Source organism: Filomicrobium insigne (genome assembly GCF_900104305.1).
In the GTDB taxonomy this organism is placed as follows: Bacteria; Pseudomonadota; Alphaproteobacteria; order Rhizobiales; family Hyphomicrobiaceae; genus Filomicrobium; species Filomicrobium insigne.
Genome location: NZ_FNJC01000002.1, coordinates 752,443 through 775,234, shown reverse-complemented (window position 1 = coordinate 775,234; position 22,792 = coordinate 752,443). Strand labels below are relative to the sequence as shown.

The 22,792-nt window shown below is 57.0% G+C and carries 26 protein-coding genes; 13 read left to right on the top strand and 13 right to left on the bottom strand.

Translation table 11 applies throughout. The annotated features are described in order from the left end of the window. Window positions 1-295 precede the first annotated feature (295 nt). From BLS30_RS09525 to BLS30_RS18425, 8 genes are all read left to right on the top strand, one after another. Window positions 296-1,144 carry a CerR family C-terminal domain-containing protein gene (locus BLS30_RS09525; RefSeq protein WP_090228310.1) on the top strand — a complete coding sequence of 283 codons (849 nt, stop codon included), beginning with the start codon at window positions 296-298 and terminating at the stop codon, window positions 1,142-1,144. Continuing rightward, a complete protein-coding gene (gene hlyD / locus BLS30_RS09520; RefSeq protein ID WP_090228307.1) occupies window positions 1,141-2,163 on the top strand; it encodes a secretion protein HlyD in 1,023 nt (340 codons plus the stop codon). Before BLS30_RS09525 ends, hlyD begins: the two co-directional genes overlap by 4 nt. Further along, window positions 2,160-3,908, top strand: coding sequence for an ATP-binding cassette domain-containing protein (locus BLS30_RS09515; RefSeq protein ID WP_046479375.1), 1,749 nt, complete (start codon window positions 2,160-2,162; stop codon window positions 3,906-3,908). The genes hlyD and BLS30_RS09515 overlap by 4 nt, the downstream gene beginning before the upstream one ends. Beyond that, entirely contained in the window at window positions 3,905-5,068 is a 1,164-nt protein-coding gene (locus BLS30_RS09510; protein WP_090228304.1) for an ABC transporter permease, read from the top strand. The genes BLS30_RS09515 and BLS30_RS09510 overlap by 4 nt, the downstream gene beginning before the upstream one ends. A gap of 2 nt (window positions 5,069-5,070) precedes the next feature. Then, window positions 5,071-6,183, top strand: a complete 1,113-nt coding sequence (locus tag BLS30_RS09505) for an ABC transporter permease (protein ID WP_046479377.1) — start codon at window positions 5,071-5,073, stop codon at window positions 6,181-6,183. A 195-nt stretch (window positions 6,184-6,378) separates the two neighbouring features. Further along, window positions 6,379-6,561 carry a hypothetical protein gene (locus BLS30_RS09500; RefSeq protein ID WP_046479378.1) on the top strand — a complete coding sequence of 61 codons (183 nt, stop codon included), beginning with the start codon at window positions 6,379-6,381 and terminating at the stop codon, window positions 6,559-6,561. Between the two features lie 255 nt (window positions 6,562-6,816). Continuing rightward, entirely contained in the window at window positions 6,817-7,203 is a 387-nt protein-coding gene (locus BLS30_RS09495; protein WP_139165319.1) for a hypothetical protein, read from the top strand. A 480-nt stretch (window positions 7,204-7,683) separates the two neighbouring features. Next, a complete protein-coding gene (locus BLS30_RS18425; RefSeq protein ID WP_280140623.1) occupies window positions 7,684-7,806 on the top strand; it encodes a hypothetical protein in 123 nt (40 codons plus the stop codon). 111 nt (window positions 7,807-7,917) lie between these two features. On the opposite strand, the gene BLS30_RS09490 is transcribed toward BLS30_RS18425, so the two are convergent. The 7 genes from BLS30_RS09490 to BLS30_RS09460 all read right to left on the bottom strand — a co-directional run bounded on the left by BLS30_RS09490 (window position 7,918) and on the right by BLS30_RS09460 (window position 12,857). Beyond that, window positions 7,918-9,060, bottom strand: a complete 1,143-nt coding sequence (locus BLS30_RS09490) for a hypothetical protein (RefSeq protein ID WP_090228299.1) — start codon at window positions 9,058-9,060, stop codon at window positions 7,918-7,920. After that, the gene (locus BLS30_RS09485) at window positions 9,023-9,679 is read right to left on the bottom strand and encodes an ATP-binding protein (protein WP_090228296.1); all 657 of its coding nucleotides are present in this window, start codon (window positions 9,677-9,679) and stop codon (window positions 9,023-9,025) included. Before BLS30_RS09485 ends, BLS30_RS09490 begins: the two co-directional genes overlap by 38 nt. 208 nt (window positions 9,680-9,887) lie before the next feature. Continuing rightward, a complete protein-coding gene (locus BLS30_RS18125; RefSeq protein WP_090228294.1) occupies window positions 9,888-10,061 on the bottom strand; it encodes a hypothetical protein in 174 nt (57 codons plus the stop codon). Window positions 10,062-10,203: 142 nt separating this feature from the next. Then, a complete protein-coding gene (locus tag BLS30_RS09475; RefSeq protein WP_090228291.1) occupies window positions 10,204-10,761 on the bottom strand; it encodes a lysozyme inhibitor LprI family protein in 558 nt (185 codons plus the stop codon). Window positions 10,762-11,030: 269 nt separating this feature from the next. After that, window positions 11,031-11,594 (bottom strand): hypothetical protein, encoded by a 564-nt coding sequence (locus tag BLS30_RS09470; RefSeq protein WP_090228288.1) that lies wholly within the window; start codon window positions 11,592-11,594, stop codon window positions 11,031-11,033. A 141-nt stretch (window positions 11,595-11,735) separates the two neighbouring features. Then, window positions 11,736-12,599 carry a mechanosensitive ion channel family protein gene (locus BLS30_RS09465; RefSeq protein WP_052744048.1) on the bottom strand — a complete coding sequence of 288 codons (864 nt, stop codon included), beginning with the start codon at window positions 12,597-12,599 and terminating at the stop codon, window positions 11,736-11,738. Between the two features lie 78 nt (window positions 12,600-12,677). Next, window positions 12,678-12,857, bottom strand: a complete 180-nt coding sequence (locus tag BLS30_RS09460) for a hypothetical protein (protein ID WP_046479384.1) — start codon at window positions 12,855-12,857, stop codon at window positions 12,678-12,680. A 120-nt stretch (window positions 12,858-12,977) separates the two neighbouring features. Between BLS30_RS09460 and BLS30_RS09455 the strand changes: the two genes are divergently transcribed. The 3 genes from BLS30_RS09455 (at window position 12,978) to BLS30_RS09445 (ending at window position 15,606) form a co-directional block, all read left to right on the top strand. After that, window positions 12,978-13,334, top strand: coding sequence for a YbaN family protein (locus tag BLS30_RS09455; RefSeq protein WP_090228285.1), 357 nt, complete (start codon window positions 12,978-12,980; stop codon window positions 13,332-13,334). 219 nt (window positions 13,335-13,553) lie between these two features. After that, window positions 13,554-15,074 (top strand): aldehyde dehydrogenase, encoded by a 1,521-nt coding sequence (gene adh / locus BLS30_RS09450; protein ID WP_046479386.1) that lies wholly within the window; start codon window positions 13,554-13,556, stop codon window positions 15,072-15,074. A 157-nt stretch (window positions 15,075-15,231) separates the two neighbouring features. Next, window positions 15,232-15,606 (top strand): DUF779 domain-containing protein, encoded by a 375-nt coding sequence (locus tag BLS30_RS09445; protein ID WP_046479387.1) that lies wholly within the window; start codon window positions 15,232-15,234, stop codon window positions 15,604-15,606. A 93-nt stretch (window positions 15,607-15,699) separates the two neighbouring features. On the opposite strand, the gene BLS30_RS09440 is transcribed toward BLS30_RS09445, so the two are convergent. Next, complete coding sequence (locus BLS30_RS09440) at window positions 15,700-16,965, bottom strand: multidrug effflux MFS transporter (RefSeq protein ID WP_052744049.1); 1,266 nt, start codon at window positions 16,963-16,965, stop codon at window positions 15,700-15,702. A 268-nt stretch (window positions 16,966-17,233) separates the two neighbouring features. Beyond that, window positions 17,234-18,160, bottom strand: coding sequence for an alpha/beta hydrolase family protein (locus BLS30_RS09435; RefSeq protein ID WP_046479388.1), 927 nt, complete (start codon window positions 18,158-18,160; stop codon window positions 17,234-17,236). A gap of 90 nt (window positions 18,161-18,250) precedes the next feature. Here BLS30_RS09435 and BLS30_RS09430 point away from each other — a divergent pair, with 90 nt between their 5' ends. After that, entirely contained in the window at window positions 18,251-18,844 is a 594-nt protein-coding gene (locus BLS30_RS09430) for a TetR/AcrR family transcriptional regulator (RefSeq protein WP_090228283.1), read from the top strand. 5 nt (window positions 18,845-18,849) lie between these two features. On the opposite strand, the gene BLS30_RS09425 is transcribed toward BLS30_RS09430, so the two are convergent. From BLS30_RS09425 to BLS30_RS09410, 4 genes are all read right to left on the bottom strand, one after another. Then, a complete protein-coding gene (locus BLS30_RS09425; RefSeq protein WP_090228281.1) occupies window positions 18,850-19,821 on the bottom strand; it encodes a DMT family transporter in 972 nt (323 codons plus the stop codon). 88 nt (window positions 19,822-19,909) lie between these two features. Further along, on the bottom strand, window positions 19,910-20,419 hold the full coding sequence (locus BLS30_RS09420; protein WP_046479390.1) for a hypothetical protein: 510 nt from the start codon (window positions 20,417-20,419) through the stop codon (window positions 19,910-19,912). Between the two features lie 53 nt (window positions 20,420-20,472). After that, window positions 20,473-20,952, bottom strand: coding sequence for a TspO/MBR family protein (locus BLS30_RS09415; protein ID WP_244512405.1), 480 nt, complete (start codon window positions 20,950-20,952; stop codon window positions 20,473-20,475). Between the two features lie 181 nt (window positions 20,953-21,133). Beyond that, the gene (locus BLS30_RS09410) at window positions 21,134-21,697 is read right to left on the bottom strand and encodes an NADPH-dependent FMN reductase (RefSeq protein ID WP_090228279.1); all 564 of its coding nucleotides are present in this window, start codon (window positions 21,695-21,697) and stop codon (window positions 21,134-21,136) included. Window positions 21,698-21,825: 128 nt separating this feature from the next. Here BLS30_RS09410 and BLS30_RS09405 point away from each other — a divergent pair, with 128 nt between their 5' ends. Next, complete coding sequence (locus tag BLS30_RS09405; protein ID WP_244512404.1) at window positions 21,826-22,749, top strand: LysR family transcriptional regulator; 924 nt, start codon at window positions 21,826-21,828, stop codon at window positions 22,747-22,749. The last annotated feature ends 43 nt before the right edge of the window (window positions 22,750-22,792 follow it).

Sequence of the window (22,792 nt, the reverse complement as noted above, 5' to 3'; positions counted from 1 at the left end):
AACTATACATCCGTAACACGGATCAATGAGATGCCGTTCCGGTTCGCAGGCGTACTCTTAGGGTTTTCTCGCGAACGTGAAGTGTTGTTTTTAGTCCGTGATTTTCAGATGAACCCAACGTGCAAATCGGATGCTGAGTTCAAGTGACTTACGCTTTCAGATGGCCGTGGGCTCACGCCTTGTTAGGCTGCACGGTTCTATTTGGCCACTGCCCGACATTGTTGACCTTTGGGGCCCATCATAAATTCAATCAATCGATTGAATTTATGATGGGCGTTGCCTATGTTGGCGTATTATGGATACGTCAAGAGAGCGTCATGGTGGCCGAACGCGCCCCAAGGTCAAAGCAACCGCTCCGCGGAGCAAGGCGCGCAAGGTCGCGTCCGCTGGGACGGGTAAAGCTGGCGGTAAACCTGCAAAATCTAGGGTGCGACAAGCTAAGGGGGCAGTATCTCGCGCGGCTGTTGAAGCCAACGACGAGACGCAAAACAAATTACTGCTCGCATCTATCGAAGTGTTTGGGACGCACGGTTTCGAATCTGCGTCGACGCGGTTATTGGCAAGGCATGCTGGCGTGAACCTGCAAGCGATCCCCTATTACTTCGGAAGCAAGGAAGGGCTTTATCTGGCGGTGGCTGAGCACATCGCGAGCCGTATTCGTGCGCATATGGAGCCGCTTGCGGAAAAGATACGCAGCCGTTTGGATCTCGATGAAAACGGTAAAGCCAGATACCTACCTTCGCCAGATGAGGCACGCGGGCTCTTGGTAGATATGCTGACGACGTTCGCGCACCTGCTCGTCAGCGACGAGACAGCATCTTGGGCGAGCTTCATCATTCGTGAGCAGCAACACCCAAGCGCGGCTTTTGATCGGCTTTATGACGGTGGGATGGGTCGGTACATAGGAACGGCAACACAACTTGTTGCAGCGATAGTTGGCCAGCCACCGCAGTCGAAAACTGTGCAGGTTCAAGCTATCGGGCTGATCGGACAAATTCTGATATTTCGGTCCGGTCGCGCAGCTGTGTTGCGGGCGCTCGGCTGGCGGAACATCGGCACATCTGAATTTTCAGAAATTGCCCAGGTGATCGGGCGTAACGTTTCTGCTTTGCAGGCGTCGGCCGCCGGGAGGTTGGCGCCATGAGCAAAAGATTATTCATTGTATTTGCTGTCTTGATAGGAGTTGGTGCCACTGCTTGGTGGTTCAACATTCCTGCGCTCTTGGGCTTTGTTTCAAAGGCGAGTGAGGGTCTGACGCTTTACGGCAATGTCGATATCCGGCAGGTGCAACTGGGATTTCGCGTGAGTGGCCGCGTAGCCGAGATGTCTTTCGAAGAGGGGGATAGCGTCAAAGCGGGTGATGTGCTCGCGCGACTTGATGACCAACCTTACAAAGACCGGGTGAACGCTGCCGAAGCTCAGCTGGCAAGTCAACAGGCCAATCTTGCGAAGCTTGAAGCTGGCCCGAGAGAAGCTGAGATTGCGCAGGCGCGTGCTGTTCTGGCGGAACGCGTGGCAGATGTCGCTAATGCGGAGCCTGCCTTCGAACGGATGCTGAAACTGACGCCAGCAGGCGCTGCGTCCAAGGCCGCACTCGATCAGGCGCAAGCCAACAAAGATATGGCCGTCGCGCGGGAGAAGGCTGCGCGGGAGGCGTTGCGGCTTCTGGAGGAGGGAACTCGCCCGGAAGATTTGGCAGTTGCACGCGCGCAGTCGCACAATGCCGAAGCGGAACTCGCTATGGCGAAAACCTTAGTTGAGGATACGCAACTGCGTGCGCCATCCGATGGCATCATCCTCTCTCGTGTTCGTGAGGTGGGCGCAATCGTGTCTCCTGGAGAACCAATCTACGTCCTATCGCTTACAAAACCGGTTTGGGTGCGGACGTATATCGGAGAAACGCGTCTTGGTCAGATCCATCCCGGTATGGCCGTGGGCGTTACCTCTGACAGTGATCCAAAGCGCGTCTATCTCGGACAGATCGGGTTCATCTCGCCTGTGGCTGAGTTCACTCCTAAGACGGTTGAAACGCCCGAGTTGCGGACGAGCCTTGTCTATCGTTTGCGCGTCGTAATTGACGATCCTGATAATGGATTGCGTCAGGGGATGCCGGTCACGGTGCGTTTGCCGTCTAAGTCTGCAAGCCTTCAGGCTGGTTCATGATGTCTTCCACGCGCGAGAGCGGCGCCGCGCCTTACGTCACTCTTTCTCGAGTTACGAAAAGCTTTGGCGCGTCCTCGCCGGCCCTTGACGATGTCTCTGGAATTATACGCGGTGGTGAGATCACCGGGCTCATTGGGCCAGATGGCGCGGGCAAGACAACGCTCATCCGTTTGATGACCGGACTGCTCGTACCTGACGAAGGCTCGCTTTCGGTACTCGGTTTCGACAGCCGGTCGGAGGCCGCGCGTATCCATGATGCAATTGGATATATGCCGCAGCGGTTTGGGCTCTACGAAGACCTTTCGGTACAAGAGAACCTCAATCTTTATGCGGATCTTAGAGGTTTGCCCCTCCACGAGCGTTCTGGCGTTTTTGAGGAACTTTTGCGCTTCACGGATCTCAAGAATTTTACGCGTCGATTGGCTGGTAAGCTTTCTGGAGGAATGAAGCAAAAGCTGGGTCTCGCGTGTGCGTTGCTGCAAAAGCCGCGGTTGCTGCTTCTTGATGAGCCAGGAGTTGGTGTCGATCCGATTTCGCGTCGTGAACTTTGGAAGATGGTGGAGAACCTCACGGCCGAAGGCGTCGGTGTCGTGTGGTCGACAGCCTATCTCGATGAGGCTGAGGCTTGTGACCGCGTGCTTCTCCTCAATCAGGGCAAACTGCTGTTCTCGGGACCGCCGTCAGACCTCACGGAGAGAATGGGAGGCCGGGTCTTCAAGGTCACCGGTATTTCGGGGAGACGCCGAGAGTTCTTGGCCAAGGTGTTGGACCGGCCTGGTGTGATAGATGGCGTTATTCAGGGTGATGCCGTCCGGCTTGTCATGAGGTCCGATGCGAAGGGGGAGCCTCTCCTCGAAGGGGCCGGTGTTGAGGTCGCACCGACGCAACCTCGTTTTGAAGATGCCTTTGTTGACCTGTTGGGCGGTGGTCCGGGCGGGACGTCTCAGCTCGCGGAAGCCGTTAAGGCACTTCCCGCTCAAGATGCCGCGCCCGTTATCGAGGCGCGTGGCTTGACCAAACGCTTCGGTGATTTCACGGCCGCTCAGGACATTACCTTCTCGATTCCGCGCGGGCAGATTTTCGGACTATTGGGGCCGAATGGTGCAGGTAAATCGACGACATTCAAAATGCTCTGCGGGCTACTCAAACCGACCGCAGGACAAGGGCGAGTTGCGGGCTTCGATTTGCGTCGCGACACAGCGGAGGCGCGCAATCGCTTGGGCTACATGGCCCAGAAATTTTCGCTTTATGGAGATCTGACGGTTGGTCAGAACCTCGAATTTTTCGCAGGTGTTTATGGGTTGCGAGGCAAAGGCAAGTCGCAACGCATCGCGCTGATGAACGATATCTTTGATTTCGGTCCGCATGCCAAAATGTCAGCTAAGGATCTGCCGCTCGGTCTCAAGCAGCGGCTCGCCTTGGCGTGTGCGGTCATGCATGAGCCGGAAGTATTGTTTCTCGACGAGCCGACGTCGGGGGTTGATCCCATTTCCCGGCGAGAGTTCTGGACGCACATCAACGGTCTCGTGGAGAAGGGTGTGACGGTTCTGGTGACGACGCACTTCATGGAGGAGGCTGAGTATTGTGATCGCATCTCACTCATCTACCGCGGCCAATCCATTGCGTTGGGTTCGCCTGATGAACTGAAAGTGCGTGTGGCGAGCGCAGAAAATCCCGACCCGACGATGGAAGATGCCTTCATCGCATTGGTGGAGCAGTCTCAAGCGGAGGCTGTTGCGGCATGAGCAATGCGGGTCAGAGTGTGTCGCTTGGCGCTGCGCGGAATAGGCAACTTAGAACCCGCCGTTTTCTAGCTCTGGTCAGAAAGGAAACATTTCAGATTCTTCGCGATCCGAGCAGCATTTTGATCGCCTTTGTTCTGCCGCTGATCCTGCTGTTTCTGTTCGGTTATGGCGTTTCGCTTGATGCGACCCGTACGCGGATTGGGCTTGTGGTCGAATCCGCGACACCGGTGACACAGGATCTCGCTGCGAGCTTCCAGGGATCGCGCTATTTCAGGGTCATCAATGGGCACGATCGGCGTGAATTTGAAGAGGATCTCATTCGCGGCCGCATCCGCGGGATCGTCGTAATTCCGGCGAACTTTGCAGGCGATTTCGCGAGTGGCAACGCCGCACCAATTCAAGTTCTCGTCGATGGCTCCGATCCGAATACAGCAAACTTTGTTCAAAACTACGCGCAGGGCGTCGTCGCGAACTGGGCGCGAATGCGGAGTGCTGAGGTTGGGTCCAGGTTGCCCGTGATCAAACCGGAGCAGCGGTTCTGGTTTAATCCGGAACTGGCCAGCCGCAACTTCCTCGTTCCGGGTTCCGTCGCCATCGTCATGGCGTTGGTGGGGACGCTGCTGACTTCGCTTGTCGTTGCGCGCGAATGGGAGCGCGGGACGATGGAAGCGATGATGGCGACGCCGGTGACGGCGGCTGAACTTCTTGCCGGAAAGGTGCTGCCGTATTTCGTGCTCGGGCTTATTTCGATGACGCTGTGTGTGCTCGTTGCGGTGTTCCTATTTGGCGTTCCGTTTCGCGGTTCACTGTTTGCGCTTTACACAATCTCGGCGGCGTTTTTGTTGCCTGCGCTCGGCCAGGGATTGCTGATTTCGGCGACGACAAAAAATCAGTTCCTGGCATCGCAACTGGCGTTGATGAGCGGGTTCTTGCCGGCGTTTTTGCTGTCCGGATTTTTATTTGAGATCGAGTCGATGCCTGTCGTCATCCAATGGATCACGATGATCGTGCCGGCGCGGTATGTAATCCCGAGCTTACAGACCGTCTTCCTTGCCGGAGATATCTGGCCGCTGTTCCTGCGCAACATCGCCATCCTGCTTGTGATGGGAACGGTTTTGTTTGTGCTGGCGGCGCGCAGCACGCGCAAAAGGATCGGTTGATTATGTGGTGGGTGCGGTTAAGAGCGTTGATCTTGAAGGAGTTGCTGGCGGTTCTGCGCGATCCTAAGGGGCGCTTCATTCTCATCGGTCCGCCGATCATCCAGCTTCTGGTGTTTTCGTACGCGGCGACTCTTGAAGTCAAAAACGTCGATATCCTCATTCTCAACCAGGATTCCGGTGTGGCGGGATACGAACTGGTGCAGCGGATTTCCGGTGCCCCGTCCTTCCGGCATGTGCTGCGGACCGAAGATCCGGCCGAGATCAGGGACGCGATCAACATGCAGCGTGTGATGGCCGCTGTCCGCATTGACGCAACGTTTTCAAGGGATATCGCGGCGGGACGACCCGCGCCGGTTCAGATCATTCTGGATGGCCGTCGCTCCAACGCTTCGCAGATCGTGTCGGGGTATCTGACGCAGATCATCAACGGGCTGGCTGCGGATGCCGCGAAAGCCAATGGCCGGCTTGCTGCACCGGTGAGTGTTGAGCCACGCAACTGGTTCAATCCGAATCTCGATTTCCTCTGGTTCATGGTGCCGAACCTGGTGGCGAGCATTGCGCTATTGATTGGGCTCGTAGTGACGGCGCTGTCGGTGGCGCGGGAACGCGAACTCGGCACGTTTGATCAGCTTATGGTCTCTCCGCTCAGGCCGCATGAAATTCTCATCGGCAAGCTCGTTCCGCCGATGCTCATCGGAATGTTTCACATCACGATCTTCATTCTTGCAGCGGTCTTCGTGTTCGGCATTCCGCTGCGTGGCTCCGTGGTGCTTCTCTATGCCAGCGGCTTCTTCTTTCTGGCCTCGGTTGTCGGCATCGGTCTTTTCATTTCGTCGCTATCGATGACGCAGCAGCAGGCGATCCTGGGTGCGTTTCTGTTCCTGGTGCCTGCGATGCTGCTTTCGGGGTTCGCGACGCCGATCGAGAACATGCCTGAGTGGCTACAACCGATCTCGTACATGGATCCTTTGAGCTACTTCCTCGTTATCGTGAAGGGAGTGTTCCTCAAAGACCTTGGACCGTGGGACGTCGCGCTCAACACAGCGCCCCTCGCGGTCATCGCCATTGTGACGTTGAGTTCAGCCGCCTGGTTGTTCCGGCGGCGCATGGAGTGAGGGGGATCACAACCGCTTGAGCCAGGCGTTGCCTAGGGTTTGGCCGTGCTTCTTATCGGAAAACCGCTTTCTGATTTTCTGGAAGCTCACCAAGCGTCAATAAATGTTGATTAAAATGCCTGGATATTGTCACACGGGCTCCACTTGAGGCTGGCAGAAGGATGCCACTGAGGGAGGCCAATAGAGGATCATGACATGTCGTTCCCTACGATCGACCTGCAAGATAAGAAAGTCATTCTACTCAGCGGGTTTTTGAAGCACCAAGGCAGCGCGGCGGTGACCGTGGTCGCCAAGGACAAACTGGAAGCGGCCGCCACCCGCTATAACGATGCCATCGCATTCGGCTTCGTGTCGGGCAAATGGCGCCCCGCAGCATAACCCCCTTACGCGGCCGCACGCCGCCTGACGCGTGCGCCTGAAGCTAAGCCGATTCACCGGCTTATGAACCTCGCGGACGCAACTGGTCCGCGAGGTTTTTTCGTGTCTGCACGGGATGTTCTCATCTTTTGTTCAAGCGCCTCGTTTCGCCATCGATTTGCCACGGACTTATCCGGAATGGCGGACGGCGGAACTCTTCGGGCCAAACCGTTATCCGGTTGGCCGAGGGAAGTCGTATCAAACATGGAGACATTGATGTTCAGGACCTTTGCAACGGTTGCTGGAGCTTCGCTCCTGCTCGTCGGCATGAGTGCGGTGCAAGCTCAGGCGTGGGAGCGCCTGGGGACGCGAATGGTTTCCGACAAGATGGAAACGGATTCGGTGAGCGGGGTTGGCGAGGGCCGCTTCTCGCAGATCCGGCTGTGTGTCGCGCGCCGTGCGGTGCACTTCCGCGATGTTGACGTCGTGTTCGGCAACGGCGGCAAGCAGGATGTGAAGGTCCGTAAGCGGATCGGTCCAGGCGCGTGCACGCGTGCCATCGACCTGAAGGGGAATAAGCGCCGCGTTCGCCGCGTTGTGATGCGTTACAAAACGATCCGGACCAAAGGCCCGCAAGCGGTCGTTACGGTTTTCGCGCGGTAATCCTCCGGGCATTCCATCGATGCCATGACGCTATGCCTCGTGGGCCTTTGGCCCCGAGGCTTTTCTTTTGTCTGCGCGTTATAGGATTGGCGAGGTTCACCCGACGTGAGACCGCCGGCTTCGAGGCGCGGACGCTTTAGTGTGTGGCGCACTGAACAGGGCCAAGAGGGGAGCCCCGAAGCATCCGCGTTTCGAAACCGGCCGGCGCGATTGTCTTGAGCGTGTGGGGCGCGGTTGAGAGGAGCTTAGGGCTGCGGAGCCAGGGCGGGGATAAGTTTTTGGGTGGGGACCGGGCGGCTGTTGGCCCGATCCGGTCTTATGGGCCATCGAGAGCTCAAGGTGCTGCGGTCTCTTCGGCTTACATAACAACATGATCACAGGTCTGCGAGGTGTGTAACGCTTCTCGGCTTGAGAGCGAAATCAATGACGTGTGGGCAGTCATTCCCACACGCGATGAGTTCTCAACAAAGGAAGATGATCATGAGCCGTATTCTCGCTTCGCTTTTCGTTGTTCTCGCACTTGCCACCGGCGTTTCGGCCGCGCAAGCGAACACGCTGACCCTGCAAAACCACTGCGACGACCCGGTTTTTCAGGGTGATTGAGGTACTACCTCGGCCGTGGGGGAATTTGCCCTGCGGCTGATTTTTTGTGGGGGGAGTCTGGTTAGTCCGCCGTTTCCGGGGAGTGCACATGTCCCCGCTACGAGCGATTTATCAGAGTGCATGCTTTGAATTTTCTACGAGCCACGAAACTTCGTAGCGTGCGCGGCTAATGAGGTCAGCGTAAGACCAGACTGCGAGATTTGGAGCATCATTCTGACGCTTGGCTGACCCAACCCGTTTTCCGCCGATCATCATTATTTTGATATGTTTGCTAGGTAAATGCTCACTGAGTTCATCAGCGTAGGTCTGTGCCTGAGCTTCGTCTTCCCTCGATATCGAGTGGCTTGGTCGCTTAAACTCGATGAGCAAGTAATGATCACCTGGATCTGTGTTTAGCAGGAGGTCAGGGCGTTTTGCCGATTGTCTACCCTTAAATTTCTTGTCGGTGAACTCTTTGACGATACGGCTTAATGTCTGGTTTGAAGCCATTAAGTGAAAGGGTGCCCCGAGTACCCATAAGCTTCGCTCCATGGCCACGTGCATCTGCGCTTCTGTGGTTCTGGGATTTGCTGCAAGTTCGTCCAGATAGCTCAAATATTGCAAGCGTCCATGAGCACGCTCACTCATTAGAGTCATGTCTACCAAACCGAATTGCCTAAGTGCCTCTGCGAAGTTCACGACATCGCCGTGGCGCGCTACGTCCACCTGCTGCAACACAAACCAATATTCGTCGCGTTCCATAGCATCCAATACGACGGATGCGACCGTGTCGATCCGATCTGGATGCTCACCATAGAATTTCGCTAGTACTTTCCCCAAAGCTGCTTCAGCAAAATGTCGTCGATGTTCTGGCAATTTTTCCAGGCGCTTGGCAAACTGCCGTTCCAGTCGCATCTTGTGCTGTCGCATTTCACGACCATAGGTTGACTGGAGTGCAGCAGTTACGTGGACTAGCACAAGTGCCTTTAGCTCCTCGTACGCCTTACTGTTTTCAACTATTGCGTCCCAATCGTTCGTGACAACGTTTTCCATTCCCTCGACTTCAACTTCTCCGTACAGTCGTTTTCTCAGTTTCTCCGGAATATCCTGGGATTCATTCAATCCGAACCACCGAGGTTCCCCGACAACCTTTCCGCCTACGCGCAGAACCAACCCGCCGTGTTTTGGGATCTTGCCTTTCGCAATCGTGAAACGAAGGTTCACTTCGCCGGCATGTTTAAGCTTGTCCTGCTTGGTAGTGGTCTCCCCCGGCAAAATCCTCTACGTCCAAAGCCCGACCATTGACGAGAATTGTGATAGAGGGTTCTCGCCCATATTCGTATAGCAGTAGTGCTCGCAGCCGTTCCGCGCTTGGGAAGTTTAACGCTTGATCTAGATCTCTTAATGTAATGGTGGTGCCGGATTCCGCGGCTGGTGCGGGTCTCTCTTCCATCGGTAATGGTATGTGCTCCAAGTTTTCTGGAGCATTGAGGATAGCGTCTTTATCAATGCTAACCTGCGAACAAATTCCATCACGAACCGTTACTAGTTCCATTGTTCGGGCAGCTGCTAAGCCCGCGAACTTGCCGATTCCTTTTCGCCCCTTAACTCGCCGGTCTCCATTTGGTGTGTATTTTCCCTTGATGGACCGCCGATCCCGCGCGATGTCCAGATATTCTGTTTCGACCTCGCCTGGTCCCATGCCATGCCCGTCGTCGCGAATTATGATCGGATCGCTTGTCATCGGTTGGGGCAAGGTTACCCACACGTGTCCCGCGTCGGCGTCCCACGCATTGTCGACAAGTTCCTTAAGTGCAGCCTCGGTTTGACGGTAATTCTCGCCGAGTAAAGCCGTTAGGCGCGGGGAAACCGTGAAGTAAACTGTGCGACTCATATCCAGTTATCCGACGGCAAAGCGCAAGTAATGTCGATGTTGCCATCCGGCAGGGCTTCGCCTTAATGCGCAGCATAGCAGATATGGCCGTGTGCGGAACGTCTGAACCACGCATGGTGAGCGAAAGCTCGTAAGCCCTTAGCCGAACGTTAGATCCCGGTAACGAGTGCCGGGATGACTTTGTGCGATAAATGGGGAGCTAAATATTTTAACTCGGTTTCACTTTGCGGACGCCTTTGAAAGGTTTGTCGTCCGCTTTTTGATCCATAAATTTTTTGTCTGGACCTCGCTTAGTCCAAGTGTCGTTCTTCGGGTTATATACCTGATCACGATCTTTTACCGCGCCTTTGCGGCCTGGGCCTTTTGGAGGATTGGTTGCCATTGCGATGTTCCTCATAAAATTACTAGTTGATATGAAACCGTAGAAGAATACATGAGCCATTTCCCGCTTCATGAGACGTGGGACGTTATCCCCAGCAATGAATCCCGGGATGACGGTCGAGCTTGGTGTAGCGGCTCGTGCTTTATCTCACGCGATACACAAACCGGCAGCGGTCGTGGGCGAAGGTGCCGCCGGGGGCTTTGATGCCGACGACGCTGAAGGTGGCGTCGGTGCCGTTTCGGATGTGCGCGCGGACGGGGTCGTGCGTGGGGCTTGAGCCGATGTCCATATCGTAAACGAAGGCGTGCGGCGCGCTTTGAGCGTCGCGCACGGCGAGGCCCAGGTTGTCGATATCCTCATTCTCCCGCACGAGCTGACCGACGATCTCCATCGGCGTGTCGCCGGTGGTGCCGCTGTCGACGCCGGGAACGGGCGGGATGACGGTTTCCAACGTCGGCACGCCGGGCATTTCCAGGTCGCCGAGTGCTGCCGCTCCGGGCTGGAGGGGGTGGAGTGCCGTCAGGCGGGCGCGTAGTGCGATGGTCAGACATTGGGTCTCACCGCGGCAGGCATCGCGGACATTTTTCATCCATAGTCGCTGATCGTCGTCGAAGCATTTGACGCCGTCATAGAGGGCGGGGCGGGCGCCCGCGACGTAGCGGTCGAGATGGTCCTGGAGCTTGGCCAATTCGTCGGCCACTGCGCGATGGCGCGGCGCAGAAAAGGATCGCGGTGAGTGCAGTCGCGGCCGCGTGGAAAGGCGACTCGAGCGTCCGCGTGCGATTGTGTCTGCGGGTCATGTGTGTGTGGGCTCCCCAGCGTTCGGCGTCGGGGAGCATAGCAACATTTGGGATGCGTCAGGAGGATGTTGCGGAGTGCCGTGGGGGAATGCGGACGACGTGGACGGTGGTGTCGGCTAAGATGCTTGAGTGGTGGGGAAGCAGGCCGGGCTCGTTCTGAGACATTGGCTCACGGGCCAAAGGTGATTTCGATGCTGGCGTTGGCGAGGCCGAAGGGGCCGGAGCTGAGGCTGCCGCCGAGCTTCCATGCCTGCGGTGTGAGTAGGCTGCACAGCAAATTCCAGAGCTGCGTCGAGATGCGTTTGATCCAGCTTGTGATGAGTTGAATCCAGTTGAGTGCGTGCGCCGTAACGGTCTGCGTCAGAGATTTTGTTGTGCTGTCGAGGTTGAGACTGATGGTGGCGATGAGCGATTGCAGCCGTTCGCTTACGGCGTAGAGCTGGGATAACTCACTGAGGGCTTCGGGAATTTCTTTGTCTAATCCCATTTCAGAGAGCGATCCTGAGCCGCGGACGTCCCTCAGCCGGAGCAAATTGGATAATCGGGATTTCACCTTTTCCAGGAGGAGGCTTATTCGCTCGCGGATATCGCCGAGCTGCTTGGCGTAGCCATTTTCCGCCATGATTTGTGGAAGGCCTGTTTCGCTTTCTTTCGAAAGCTCGCGATTAATTTCATTTTCTAGATCATTCAGATCTTTAAGAATTGTATCGATCGCAAAACTGACATGAGGCATGGAAGTTATCTCCACGAGCCGGCTTCTGAGATAACTGTATCAAATAGCTAGGGTTGCGTCATCCTGCCGCATGTCCGAATAGCGGACAATCTGGCGGCAGGACGCAGTTTCCGCTGTCAGATTGTTTGTATGGACGGCAATTTAAGCGGAAGGTGGGTTCTCTGGCGGTGCACTGTTGTAAATGTGGATATCCCGTTGCGGGAATGGGATGCTGAGGCCTGCATTTTCGAGGGCGCGCTTGCCTTCCTCGTTCAGCGCGCGAACGGTGGGCCAGTAGTCCGTATTTTGGACCCACGCCCGCAGTGAGAGTTCAACAGCGCTGTCGCCGAGCGTGGAGACGAAGACGATCGGAGCGGGGTCAGCGTGGATGCGGGCATCAGCTTCCGCCAGCGCCAATAACGTCGCCTTTCCGGTTTCAATGTCGTCGTCATAGGCGATGCCATACTTCACCTGGACCATGCGTGTCGGCAGGCGGCTGTAGTTGATGAGCTGCTTATTCCATAGCTGAGAATTGGGGACGAACTGATAGACGCCATCCCAGGAATGAAGTTCGGACGCGAACAGGCCGACTTCCTTGACGGTGCCGGCGACATCGCCGGCGTCAATGTAGTCGCCGGTGCGGAAGGGGCGCAGCCAAAGCAGCATCATGCCTGCGGCGATATTCGATAACGTGCCTTGGAGGGCGAGGCCGATGGCCAGGCCCGCAGCACCGAGGGCGGCGAGGATGCTCGTTGTCTGGATGCCGAGTTGGCCGAGCACGGCGATGAAGAAGATGACGACGATGGTGTAGCGCACGAGCGAGGTAAGCACGCCTTTGAGCGTTGGGTCGAAGCGACGCTCGCGGTCGGCGATGCGCCCGACGGTGCGTGCAGCCCATCCTGCGAACCAGAGGCCGAACAGCATCAACGCGAGAGCGGCGAGTAGATTTGGCAAAGCCTGGGCGGCCCAGGCAATCAGGGCTTCGAGAAAGGTTGTCGCTTCGGCGAGTGTATCTTGGGGCGGCATGGGAAACCTCCTTCTTGTTCGGTCGTGCTCGTCCGTCCAGGGAACGCGATGGGGTTTTCCGTTCTAAGGCGCAGTGCTTCAGAACGCGATCTGTGATCCGACAGCAATCGATTGGAAGTTCTTAAGGCCGGGTGTGGCTATGACATAGCCGGCAGCGTCGACCACATCGAAGTCGCAGTCATCGTGACGGGTCGTCAATGTAAAGCTGGGAGCGCTGATGTCTACCGGCGCAAAGGTGTTGCTGGTGGAGATCCGCAATTCTGCGTCTGTTGGACCAGTTCTTTTGCGTAGGGTTGTCCACGTGCCGCAGCCTTTTAGGATCGGTTTGTCGTATACTTTGCGGAGTTGTGGCCATGAGATGCGGCGGAAGCGATTGACATGAAACGGGTCGGCTTTTTGGCGCTTGGCTATTTTTTCGTCGGGCTTGGGTTTGTCGGGGCGTTTTTGCCTGTGCTGCCGACGGTGCCTTTCCTCATTTTGGCGGTGGCGTGCTTTGCCCGTTCGTCACCGCGGCTTGAGATGCGGCTGATGACGCATCCTCGTTTTGGTCCGCCTCTGATGCGCTGGCGTGAGCGGGGCGCCATTCCGCGGCGGACGAAAATTGTGGCCTGCAGCTGTATGGCTGCGAGTTATGCGGTGTTTTGGTTTGGCGCTCGACCGAGCCCGTTGATCGCCGGGCTGGTGGCGGCGCTGATGTTGACCGGTGCGGCTTATGTTGTTTCGCGTCCGGAGTAAGATCACGAAAAGCGAAAGCTGCGGATCCAGAAATTATAAATGGGACGCCTTGTCCAACATCTCGACACCCTCAGAGGCGCTCTCCGAAAAGTGTCGTACTTTTGGGCAATTTCATTCTTGCCTAACCCAATATAGCCCATAAATTGTACTTTATCGGATCGGACTAGGCGCCCCGAGAAGGTGAGCTGGGCGGTCCTATATTCCCAAGGAGATAAGCCAATGATCGAGAAAACTCTCGCTGAACTCGGCCAACAAGTGCGCATTCGCCCGCGGTACGATAACTTCATTGGCGGACAATGGGTTGCTCCTGTCGAGGGGCAATATTTCACCAATCTGACACCTGTTAGCGGCAAGCCTCTGTGCGAGGTTGCCCGGTCAACAGCTGCTGATATCGAATTGGCACTCGATGCTGCCCACAAGGCGAAAGACGCATGGGGGAAGACTTCGCCAGCAGAGCGCTCAGCTGTTCTTCTGAAAATTGCCGATCGTATCGAAGCCAATCTCAAGCTGATCGCCACGGTTGAGACGCTGGATAACGGTAAGCCGATCCGCGAAACCATGGCGGCAGACATTCCGCTTGGTATTGATCACTTCCGTTATTTCGCAGCGGCGATCCGTATGCAGGAAGGTTCGATTTCCGAAATCGATCACGACACCGTTGCGTATCATTTCCATGAGCCGCTCGGAGTTGTCGGTCAGATCATTCCGTGGAACTTCCCGATCCTCATGGCCATCTGGAAGCTTGCGCCAGCATTGGCTGCCGGCAACTGCGTCGTGCTTAAGCCAGCTGAACAGACTCCGATGGGTATCATGGTTCTCATGGACATCATCGGCGATCTTATCCCGCCGGGCGTCGTGAACGTGGTCAACGGCTTTGGTGTGGAAGCCGGTAAGCCGCTGGCGCAGAACAAGCGCATTTCCAAGGTGGCGTTTACAGGTGAGACGACGACGGGCCGTCTCATCATGCAGTATGCAAGTGAAAACATTATCCCGGTCACGTTGGAACTCGGCGGCAAATCTCCGAACATATTCTTCGCAGATGTCGCTGACGCCGATGATGACTTTTTCGATAAAGCGCTTGAAGGCTTCACGATGTTCGCCCTCAATCAGGGCGAGGTTTGCACGTGTCCGTCACGCGCGCTTGTTCATGAAAGCATCTATGACCGCTTTATCGAGCGGGCAATTGCACGTGTTGAAAAGATCCAGACTGGCCACCCGCTCGAGGCTAGCACCATGATTGGCGCGCAGGCTTCGAACGATCAGCTGGAGAAGATCCTTGCCTACATCCAGATCGGTAAGGATGAGGGCGCGAAGGTCCTCACCGGTGGCGGACGCAATGAGCTCGATGGCGAATTGGCCTCAGGGTACTACGTCAAGCCTACGGTCCTCGAAGGACATAACAAGATGCGTGTGTTCCAAGAGGAGATTTTCGGACCGGTCCTCGCCGTGACGAAGTTCAAGGATGACGAAGAAGCGCTCTCGATCGCCAATGACACCCTCTATGGTCTTGGCGCCGGCATATGGACCCGGAACGGAACGCGTGCGTATCGGTTTGGGCGTGCGATCCAGGCTGGTCGCGTGTGGACCAACTGCTATCACCTGTATCCGGCGCACGCAGCGTTCGGCGGCTACAAGCAGTCGGGCATCGGGCGCGAGAACCATAAGATGATGCTGGATCACTATCAGCAAACCAAAAACATGCTGGTCAGCTACAGTCCGAAGGCCCTTGGCTTCTTCTGAGGCCGTTGAGGAGGGATTCCGGAAGAGCCCGGGAGCTTTCCTCCACCGGGCATGAGCTACTTCCGGTGATATTGCCGCGGCGCTGGCGCAAACACCTGACGCCGCGGCATTTTTGCAAGTGCAGGGATGTATGACGAGATCCTTATGAGGTGCGATCATGACAGAGCGTGTAAGTGCGATGCCTGAGGCTCTGGAACTCATTGCCTCTCTAAAAAGTCGTCACGGACCGTTGATTTTTCATCAATCCGGTGGCTGCTGTGATGGGAGTTCGCCGATGTGTTTCCCTGCCGGCGATTTTCGCGTCGGCGGCCAGGATGTTTTGCTCGGAGAGATTGGTGGCGTTCCATTTTATATGAGCCGTTCCCAGTTCGAGTACTGGCAGCACACACACTTGATTATCGATGTTGTCCCGGGCCGTGGTAGCGGCTTTTCGCTGGAGGCGCCGGAAGGGGTCCGGTTTCTGACTCGCAGCCGCGTGTTCACGGATGACGAGTTCGCGTCGCTGGCTCCGGTAACCGTTGCGGGTGAGTAGCCGACGACGCTTTCAGAGAGCACGCATCATATTTTCGTAGAGGCGCCCTCCTTTGGGAGGGCGCCTCTATGCATTTAAGGGAAATGTGCGCCGTTAGTTGGGTCGATTGCGCCCGAACAATCCGGCTGGGCCCTCGGCCCAGAGCACAATCAGGAACGCGATCAGACTGCACCCGGCAAAGCCCAGGCTCAGGGGCAGAACGGAGCCGTCGAACGCGTGACCGATAAGGCCGCCGGCAACAGCGCCAATCGAAGTGCTGAGCGAACCGACGACGGATGAAGCCATTCCGGCATTGTGTCCCTGATTTTCCATCGCCAATGCATTGAAGTTTGGTGCAACGAGGCCGAACAGAAAGAACGTCGTGGCTATGAGGATGACGAACACCGGGAGCGTGGCGACGCCGAGTTCCGATGCCACGGCTAAACACAGTGATGCGATGAGAAAGCCCACCAAGGCTATGTGGGAAACGCAGCGCATGCCGAGGCGCCCCACGAGACGTGCGTTCGTGAACGATGCGATTGCTATGGTTGAGGCTACCGCTCCGAACAGGAGCGGAAACATTGTGCCCATGTGAAAGACGTCGACGAAGAGCTGTTGCGCGCTGGCGATGTATGACACAAGACATCCGAACATGAAGCCAATCGCGATGCCATAGGCGGCGGTCTGCGGATCCAGAATGGCCATTTTGAATGATTGGCCAAGCGCCAGAGGCTCCTCGCTACCGCGTGCGCTGGCCGCTGTTTCTGGCAATCGCCAACCGGCCCAGACGGTCAGGCCCAGGCCGATGGCTAGCAAAGCGTAAAACGTCCAGTACCAGTCGCCGATGTGAATAAGGCCCTGGCCGATCGATGGCGCGAACACCGGGATGATAATGAACACCATCATGGTGAACGACATGACGCGTGCCATCTGGCGGCCGCTGTAAAGATCGCGGACGATGGCCATGGCAATAACGCGTGGCGAGGCTGCTCCGAGGCCCTGCACAATCCGGGCGGCAAGGAGCCAGTAGAATGATTGTGAGACCAGGGCTGCGACCGTACCGGCGACAAATATACCGAGGCCTGCCAGCAGGACCGGGCGTCGTCCAAATCGGTCGGAGAGAGGGCCATAGATCAGCTGTCCAGCTGCGAAACCCGCCATATACAAAATGACGACGAGCTGGCGATCGTTCTGGTTATCAACGCCGAGCGCGGAGCCGATCTCTGGCAGTGCCGGCAGCATGATATCGATCGACAATGCTGTTAGCGCCATCAAGGCAGCCGTGAGCCCGACGAATTCAACGAATGACAGCGGTATTGAAAGCGCTGGAAGATCCGGCCGTGCAGTGACGATATCTTCGGCCTGTTCGAATTTATTCATGGTGCGTCCTTGGACGGAATCCTGTCTGCCTGCGTAGCGGTGACATACATTCCGGATTGGGAGCGGGATGTGACGTCCCTAAGATGAACCCAACGGGAAATTCTTCACTGGCCGTTGGGATGGCCATATTTCCGGTTGAGAGAATGGTGTGAGCGCTGCCCGGCTGCTTGTTCCGGTTCCCCTACTATATGGCCCGTGGGGTGCAAAGTTCCGACGGGAATGCCTTTAGCCAAAAACTGTGACAGAACCGCAGTTTTCGGGGCCTACCTCAGCCTTCACAATGTTGTGCAAGATGATTGTGTGGCCAGGGATTCGTGCCCTGACGCAGCCAATTCAGGGTATCGCGCCAGAAGCCGGACGCGTGCCTATCATGAAACAAATCGAAGTGGCCGATTGTTTCAAAGCCGACGTCCTGTGGGGAAAGCAGTACCTGGCTACGGCGTGCGTTGGGATAGTAGGATAGCGCGCGTCGGATACCGGTCACGGTTGCCAGTTCGTCATCGCTCATTGTTACTGCCAAAGTCGGTGCCGAGACAGAGGCGAAGCGCTCGAGGATCGCTTTTCTCTCTCTTCGCGGATAGCTCAGTTCCATGCGTGCGGGGCGAAAGCTCCACTCATTGGCGACACCGGCGGGAAGGTCTTCGAGCCAACCGAGCCTTTTGCCTGGGAAGTAGCCGATGAGCGCTGTTATCGCTGGCATGGCGACATGCCATTTCAGAAAGAGGCGCGCGCGATACGCTGGGGCGTAGTCCCACCAGTACGCATATTGCGCGCCGACGGTAAGGATACGGTCAATAGCAGGCGCATTCTCAGCAAAGCCCAGGAGAAAGCCACCGATACTATGCCCGACAACGAGTAAGGGGAGAGAGGGTGTGCGTGCTTTGGCGAAACGCAGGACTGCGTCGAAGTCCAATTCTCCCCAGTCGCGCCAGCGGTAGCCACAGCCACGTAGATGCTTGGGGCGGGAGAGGCCGATCCCGCGATAGTCGTAGGTGATAACGTCAAAGCCGTGTTCCGCCAGGAAGGTCGCGTAGCGATGATAATAACGTGCTGCGACGCCTGTGGCAGGATTTACGATGACTGTGCCTGCGAGCTGCTCCTGTGATGTTTCCCAAAGATGGCCATGGAGCGTTACGTCGTCACGGCAGACGATCGAGATCTTTTGCGCTTCCAGTGCCACCCCTATCTTCGTCATCTCAGCGTCTCTCGCGTGCCTATTGCGTCGGGAGACGATCCTTGATGAAAAGCCGATGATTTTACACTCACTAGTTAGTATACAAAGCGCATGGGACCGACGACGCCTTCAACGCGCGAGCGCATCATCGCAGCAGCCTCAAAACTCTTTTACAGTGAGGGGGTGAGGGCTGTTAGCGTTGATGCCGTGGCGGACAAAGCGGGCGTGACGAAGCGGACGCTCTATTATCATTTCAAAAGCAAAGATGATCTGGTTGCGGCATATCTAGAAGGGCGCGATCAACCCAACCTTGCTCTATTTCGACGCTGGTTTAGCGAAGCGGACGGGAGCGTTGCGGACAAGGTGCGGAGTATTTTCCATCACCTCGCGGTGTCCGCGCGCCATCCCAAATGGAAGGGATGTGGCTTCCTGCGGACGTCCGCTGAATTGGCCAACATGCCGGGGCATCCGGCGATAAAGATCGGTGCGGCCCATAAGAAGCGGTTTGAGGGTTGGCTGAGTGAGATGTTTGAAAGTGAAGGCATCGCCTCAGCCGAACCCTTAGCACGCCAAGTTGTCCTGCTGATGGACGGGGCGTTTGCGGCTGGGCTCCTACAACGGGATGCGTCCTATATGGAGACGGCCGGAGACGCGGCCTTCGCATTGGTCAACGCGGCGGTGCCGACGAAGACGCGACGGCGCTAGTCCTTTCAGGGCCCGCGCACTGGCGTGTCTGGGCGATCTCTGTTGATCAGCCAGAGTGCGACGCATATGAGGAAGCCGCCTGTTGCTTGCAGCACTGACAATGTCGTTCCCAGTATGATGAAGGATAAAATCACTGCGAAAAGCGGTGTGAGGAAAAGGTACCCGCTCGTTCGCGTCGCGCCGCCTTTGCGCAAGGCCACGAACCACAGGCCGAACGATCCGGTGGTGGCCGGGATCGCGAGCCAAAAGAACCAGGCCCATTGTTCGAATGATACGTTTTCCGGCCAGTGCTCGCCAGATGCGTAGGCGATAACGAGGAGTCCCAGAGAGCCGACAAATAGTTGCCAGAAACTTATCGCCCAGCCGCCAAAAGGTAATTTTGCGCGCTTATTGATGATTGTCGCCGCGGCCCAGCAGAATGCAGAGCATAATCCGAAAATTTCGCCGAGGATCGTGTCGGGGTGGAGTGAAAGCTCGGGGCCTACCCCGATGGCAAAGACGATCCCGATTAAGCCGAGCACCAATCCAATGGTGCGCCATTTGTGGAGTGTCTCGTCCAGAAACACGATGCCCAGCATTGCGACCCAGATGGGGTTTGTGAAAAGCATGATAGCGCTGGCCGACGCTGAGATGTACTGCATGGACAGGAACAAGAAGCCCATGACACCTGTCGTCTGAAGGAGGCCGATGAGTATCATCAGGGCTGCGTCGCGTAAGCCAAGCTGTGGCGGGGCGAGCGCTTGGCCATAGGGCCCGTCGAACCGGACGAGCGGTGCTGCGGCTATGGCTGCAACAAAGCAACGCCATCCCACCAGCACCAATGGACTGAAGCCGTCTTGCAGAAGGATTTTTCCTGAGATGAAGCTTGAGCCCATGAGGAACGTCGACGCGAGCAGCGTAATCAGGAAGATGTTCTGTTCGGAAACGATTGGCTCGGACGTGCGCGTTGTGTCTTCCTGACGGTGGCAGGTGCTCATGTTCCGTGTCCGACGTTTTTTTGATTGTTTCGTGCGAGCTTAGATCGACCGGCCTTTGCCTGTCGCCGGGCAAAGTCGCGTTTCCTCGTTAGAACTTTCGGCTGTCATAAGCCCAGTGAAGGAGGGCTTGCCGTTGCCTTCGTCTACAGAAGATATCGCCCGGCTCGCAATTGCGGCGGATCTGGGCGATGTGGCGCCTCATTGCTTTCCAGCGGCCGATTTGGCGCTGATCCTCATCCTCAATCCGGCGACCCTGATAGTAGCGGCAGTACCATTGGAACCACCCGCGCGGGTCATCGGGATGGATCCAGCCTTTCTTGCGCCAGACCGAAAGTGGTTGGCTTGCGTCAACGCCAAAGTAGTTAAGGGATGGGTCGCTGCCTTTGGGTGAGAGCTTGGCATTCGTGAACCAGCTTTTGGGGAATTCAGCTCGCGTATCGGTCATGTACTTTCCGCCGAATACACCCAGTTCCAACATGCCCTTGGGCGTGAGGTCGGGTTCGAACTCGGGGGCGAAATCCTGGCCCGCTGGAGCTGTGAGTTCGTAGCGATAGCCCTGCTGCATGGTGTCGTTCACTTCGATGATCTTGCGCTTCATTGAGCCTTCCTGCGGTTCGCTCCAACCATTCAAGCTGCGACCGGTCGCGCCGACTAATTGAGGCGATATATTTCCCAATTCAGCAGGGCCGCAAATGTAGCCCATCCGATGTAGGGCACCAGGAGCAGTGCGGCGAGGCGGTCCATCTTCCAGAAAGCCGCCGTGGTGCCGATGATCAGTACGAGTAACAAGAGGATAACGACGAAGCCGCCCGCAGGGTTCTGACCTTCAAAAAAGACCCAGGACCACAAGGCATTTACGGAAATCTGCAGACCAAACCAGATGATTGCCGCCGCACGGCCGGGCGCGTGTGATTGCAGCACGCGGAAGAAGGCGTAGGCCATCAAGACGTATAGCGTGGTCCAGGCCGGCCCGAACACCCAGTTGGGCGGTGTGAAGGCGGGCTTTTCCAGTCCGGCGTACCATGTCGGAATGTTCGGGATGGTCGCGAGGTTGCCAAGGATGCCGGCGGCCAGAACGGGGGCGATTGCGATCAGCACATTGCGTACCGTTCTCATTACAGAACCATCCATCGCGTTTCTTCTCACCCGCGGCTTGATCCGAACTCGCACATGAGAACTATTGCTAGTGCAGAGACAAGCGGAGCACCAGTCATCATGCGCATACCTCCATTTGCAAAATGCAAAGCGGCCGACGGTTTTGAACCGCCAGCCGCTGCGCTGGGCAGTGGGGAGAAACGCGGTGTGCCTGTGTTTAAGCCGCTTTTCGGGCCGGTTGGGCGCTCTCGGTGATCAGGTCGTTCACGCCAGCAATGAGGAAGTCGAGGCTGGCTGTATCGGCCAGACGGCCGTTTTGCAATTTGTTGTGAACTTCGGCGATAACCGTCTGAGGACGCACTATAAGTCTTGCTCCGATGGCCAGAAGCGTCTCGTTGAGCTGGGCCTGAGCGCGTACGCCGCCGGTGAATGCGGGAGAGGATGAGAAGGTCAAGACGGGTTTGCCGATTAACGCGGCTTTTCCGTAGGGACGGGACGCCCAGTCGAGCGCGTTTTTCAATACGCCGGGGATGCCATAGTTGAACTCAGGCGTTGCGATGACGACGCCGTCGGCTTCCGCAATGGCGTCGCGCAATGCTGCGACGCCCGGGATTGCCGGGGCGACGTCGAGATCCTGATTATACAGCGGGACTTCATTCAGCCGGAACACATCGAAATCGGTGCGGTCCGCGATGACTTGCTTGATGGATTCAAGGATTTGGGTGTTGAAGGAGTCCCGGCGGAGGCTGCCGGAGATGCCAAGAAGCTTAGGACGATGCATAGCCGTTCTCCTGTTTCTTTATCTGGCTCCGGTCTCGGTGGCCGGGGGCATGCGTCCTATTTATTGCTTTCAGGCATTCCAAAAAATGGGTAGACGTTCGAACGTCTCTATCTACTAAGTTGATAGTTATGAACGGTCAGGCTCTGGAATATGTCCGTCTTTTCGTGGCGGTGGTCGACAACGGTGGCTTTGCTCCCGCAGCTCGCAAGCTGGATCGCGCGCAATCCGTCGTGACGTATGGGGTCCAGAAGCTGGAAGAGCAGCTTGGCCTCGATCTGTTCGACCGGTCAGGTTATCGGCCGGTCCTTACGCTGGCGGGACAAGCGTTGTTGCCGCGGGCGCGGCGATTGCTTGAAGAGACGAATGCGTTCGATGTGATGGCCCGCGGCATTGCTGGTGGGCTTGAAGCGGAAGTGGCGCTGGTTGTGGACCCGCTATTTCCGATGGCGCCTCTCGTTATGCAGCTACGCGATTTCGAGCAGCTCTATCCTTCGGTGCAGGCGCGCGTATTCGTTGAGTCCCTGGGTGCGGCGACCAGCATGGTGTTGGAGGGTCAGGTCGATCTTGGGTTGCTGATTTATTTGGATGCGCGGGCGGTGGAACTGGAACAGTCGCACCTCGTGCCGATTGAGCTGCTGCTCGTTGCGGCGCCGTCTCATCCGCTGGCTCAGATCGCGGCACCGATCCCATTAGAACGTGCGCGGGAGGAGCTGCAATTGGTGCTTAGTGACCGCTCTGATTTCAGTCGCGGTGTCGATCGTGGGGTGCTGTCCACGCGTACGTGGCGGCTGTCGGATCTAGGCGCCAAGCACGCTTTGCTGCGCGCTGGGCTCGGTTGGGGAAGCATGCCCCGCCACATGGTGCAGGACGATCTGGATCGCGGGAATCTCGTCCAGTTGCCCCTGGACTATTGGGAGGGCGACGGATCGCTGCCGCGCGTGCCGACAGTCGCGGCGCATCGCAAGGATCGCGCCTTGGGGCCGGCGGCACGCTGGCTGTTGGAACGGCTTAAACGGCAGGTGCCCCAGTGCGCGGAGGCGGGGCACATCTAGGGGGGGCGTGCTTCTTCCCGAAGCACACAAGCCAGTGCCTTCT

What these genes read in the sequence shown, in the direction of transcription:
- BLS30_RS09525 (WP_090228310.1), top strand. Translation starts at nt 296, where the DNA reads ATGGATACGTCAAGAGAGCGTCATGGTGGCCGAACGCGCCCCAAGGTC.
- hlyD (WP_090228307.1), top strand. Translation starts at nt 1,141, where the DNA reads ATGAGCAAAAGATTATTCATTGTATTTGCTGTCTTGATAGGAGTTGGT.
- BLS30_RS09515 (WP_046479375.1), top strand. Translation starts at nt 2,160, where the DNA reads ATGATGTCTTCCACGCGCGAGAGCGGCGCCGCGCCTTACGTCACTCTT.
- BLS30_RS09510 (WP_090228304.1), top strand. Translation starts at nt 3,905, where the DNA reads ATGAGCAATGCGGGTCAGAGTGTGTCGCTTGGCGCTGCGCGGAATAGG.
- BLS30_RS09505 (WP_046479377.1), top strand. Translation starts at nt 5,071, where the DNA reads ATGTGGTGGGTGCGGTTAAGAGCGTTGATCTTGAAGGAGTTGCTGGCG.
- BLS30_RS09500 (WP_046479378.1), top strand. Translation starts at nt 6,379, where the DNA reads ATGTCGTTCCCTACGATCGACCTGCAAGATAAGAAAGTCATTCTACTC.
- BLS30_RS09495 (WP_139165319.1), top strand. Translation starts at nt 6,817, where the DNA reads ATGTTCAGGACCTTTGCAACGGTTGCTGGAGCTTCGCTCCTGCTCGTC.
- BLS30_RS18425 (WP_280140623.1), top strand. Translation starts at nt 7,684, where the DNA reads ATGAGCCGTATTCTCGCTTCGCTTTTCGTTGTTCTCGCACTTGCCACC.
- BLS30_RS09485 (WP_090228296.1), bottom strand. Translation starts at nt 9,679, where the DNA reads ATGAGTCGCACAGTTTACTTCACGGTTTCCCCGCGCCTAACGGCTTTA.
- BLS30_RS18125 (WP_090228294.1), bottom strand. Translation starts at nt 10,061, where the DNA reads ATGGCAACCAATCCTCCAAAAGGCCCAGGCCGCAAAGGCGCGGTAAAA.
- BLS30_RS09470 (WP_090228288.1), bottom strand. Translation starts at nt 11,594, where the DNA reads ATGCCTCATGTCAGTTTTGCGATCGATACAATTCTTAAAGATCTGAAT.
- BLS30_RS09465 (WP_052744048.1), bottom strand. Translation starts at nt 12,599, where the DNA reads ATGCCGCCCCAAGATACACTCGCCGAAGCGACAACCTTTCTCGAAGCC.
- BLS30_RS09455 (WP_090228285.1), top strand. Translation starts at nt 12,978, where the DNA reads ATGAAACGGGTCGGCTTTTTGGCGCTTGGCTATTTTTTCGTCGGGCTT.
- adh (WP_046479386.1), top strand. Translation starts at nt 13,554, where the DNA reads ATGATCGAGAAAACTCTCGCTGAACTCGGCCAACAAGTGCGCATTCGC.
- BLS30_RS09445 (WP_046479387.1), top strand. Translation starts at nt 15,232, where the DNA reads ATGACAGAGCGTGTAAGTGCGATGCCTGAGGCTCTGGAACTCATTGCC.
- BLS30_RS09440 (WP_052744049.1), bottom strand. Translation starts at nt 16,965, where the DNA reads ATGAATAAATTCGAACAGGCCGAAGATATCGTCACTGCACGGCCGGAT.
- BLS30_RS09435 (WP_046479388.1), bottom strand. Translation starts at nt 18,160, where the DNA reads ATGACGAAGATAGGGGTGGCACTGGAAGCGCAAAAGATCTCGATCGTC.
- BLS30_RS09430 (WP_090228283.1), top strand. Translation starts at nt 18,251, where the DNA reads ATGGGACCGACGACGCCTTCAACGCGCGAGCGCATCATCGCAGCAGCC.
- BLS30_RS09425 (WP_090228281.1), bottom strand. Translation starts at nt 19,821, where the DNA reads ATGAGCACCTGCCACCGTCAGGAAGACACAACGCGCACGTCCGAGCCA.
- BLS30_RS09420 (WP_046479390.1), bottom strand. Translation starts at nt 20,419, where the DNA reads ATGAAGCGCAAGATCATCGAAGTGAACGACACCATGCAGCAGGGCTAT.
- BLS30_RS09415 (WP_244512405.1), bottom strand. Translation starts at nt 20,952, where the DNA reads ATGGATGGTTCTGTAATGAGAACGGTACGCAATGTGCTGATCGCAATC.
- BLS30_RS09410 (WP_090228279.1), bottom strand. Translation starts at nt 21,697, where the DNA reads ATGCATCGTCCTAAGCTTCTTGGCATCTCCGGCAGCCTCCGCCGGGAC.
- BLS30_RS09405 (WP_244512404.1), top strand. Translation starts at nt 21,826, where the DNA reads ATGAACGGTCAGGCTCTGGAATATGTCCGTCTTTTCGTGGCGGTGGTC.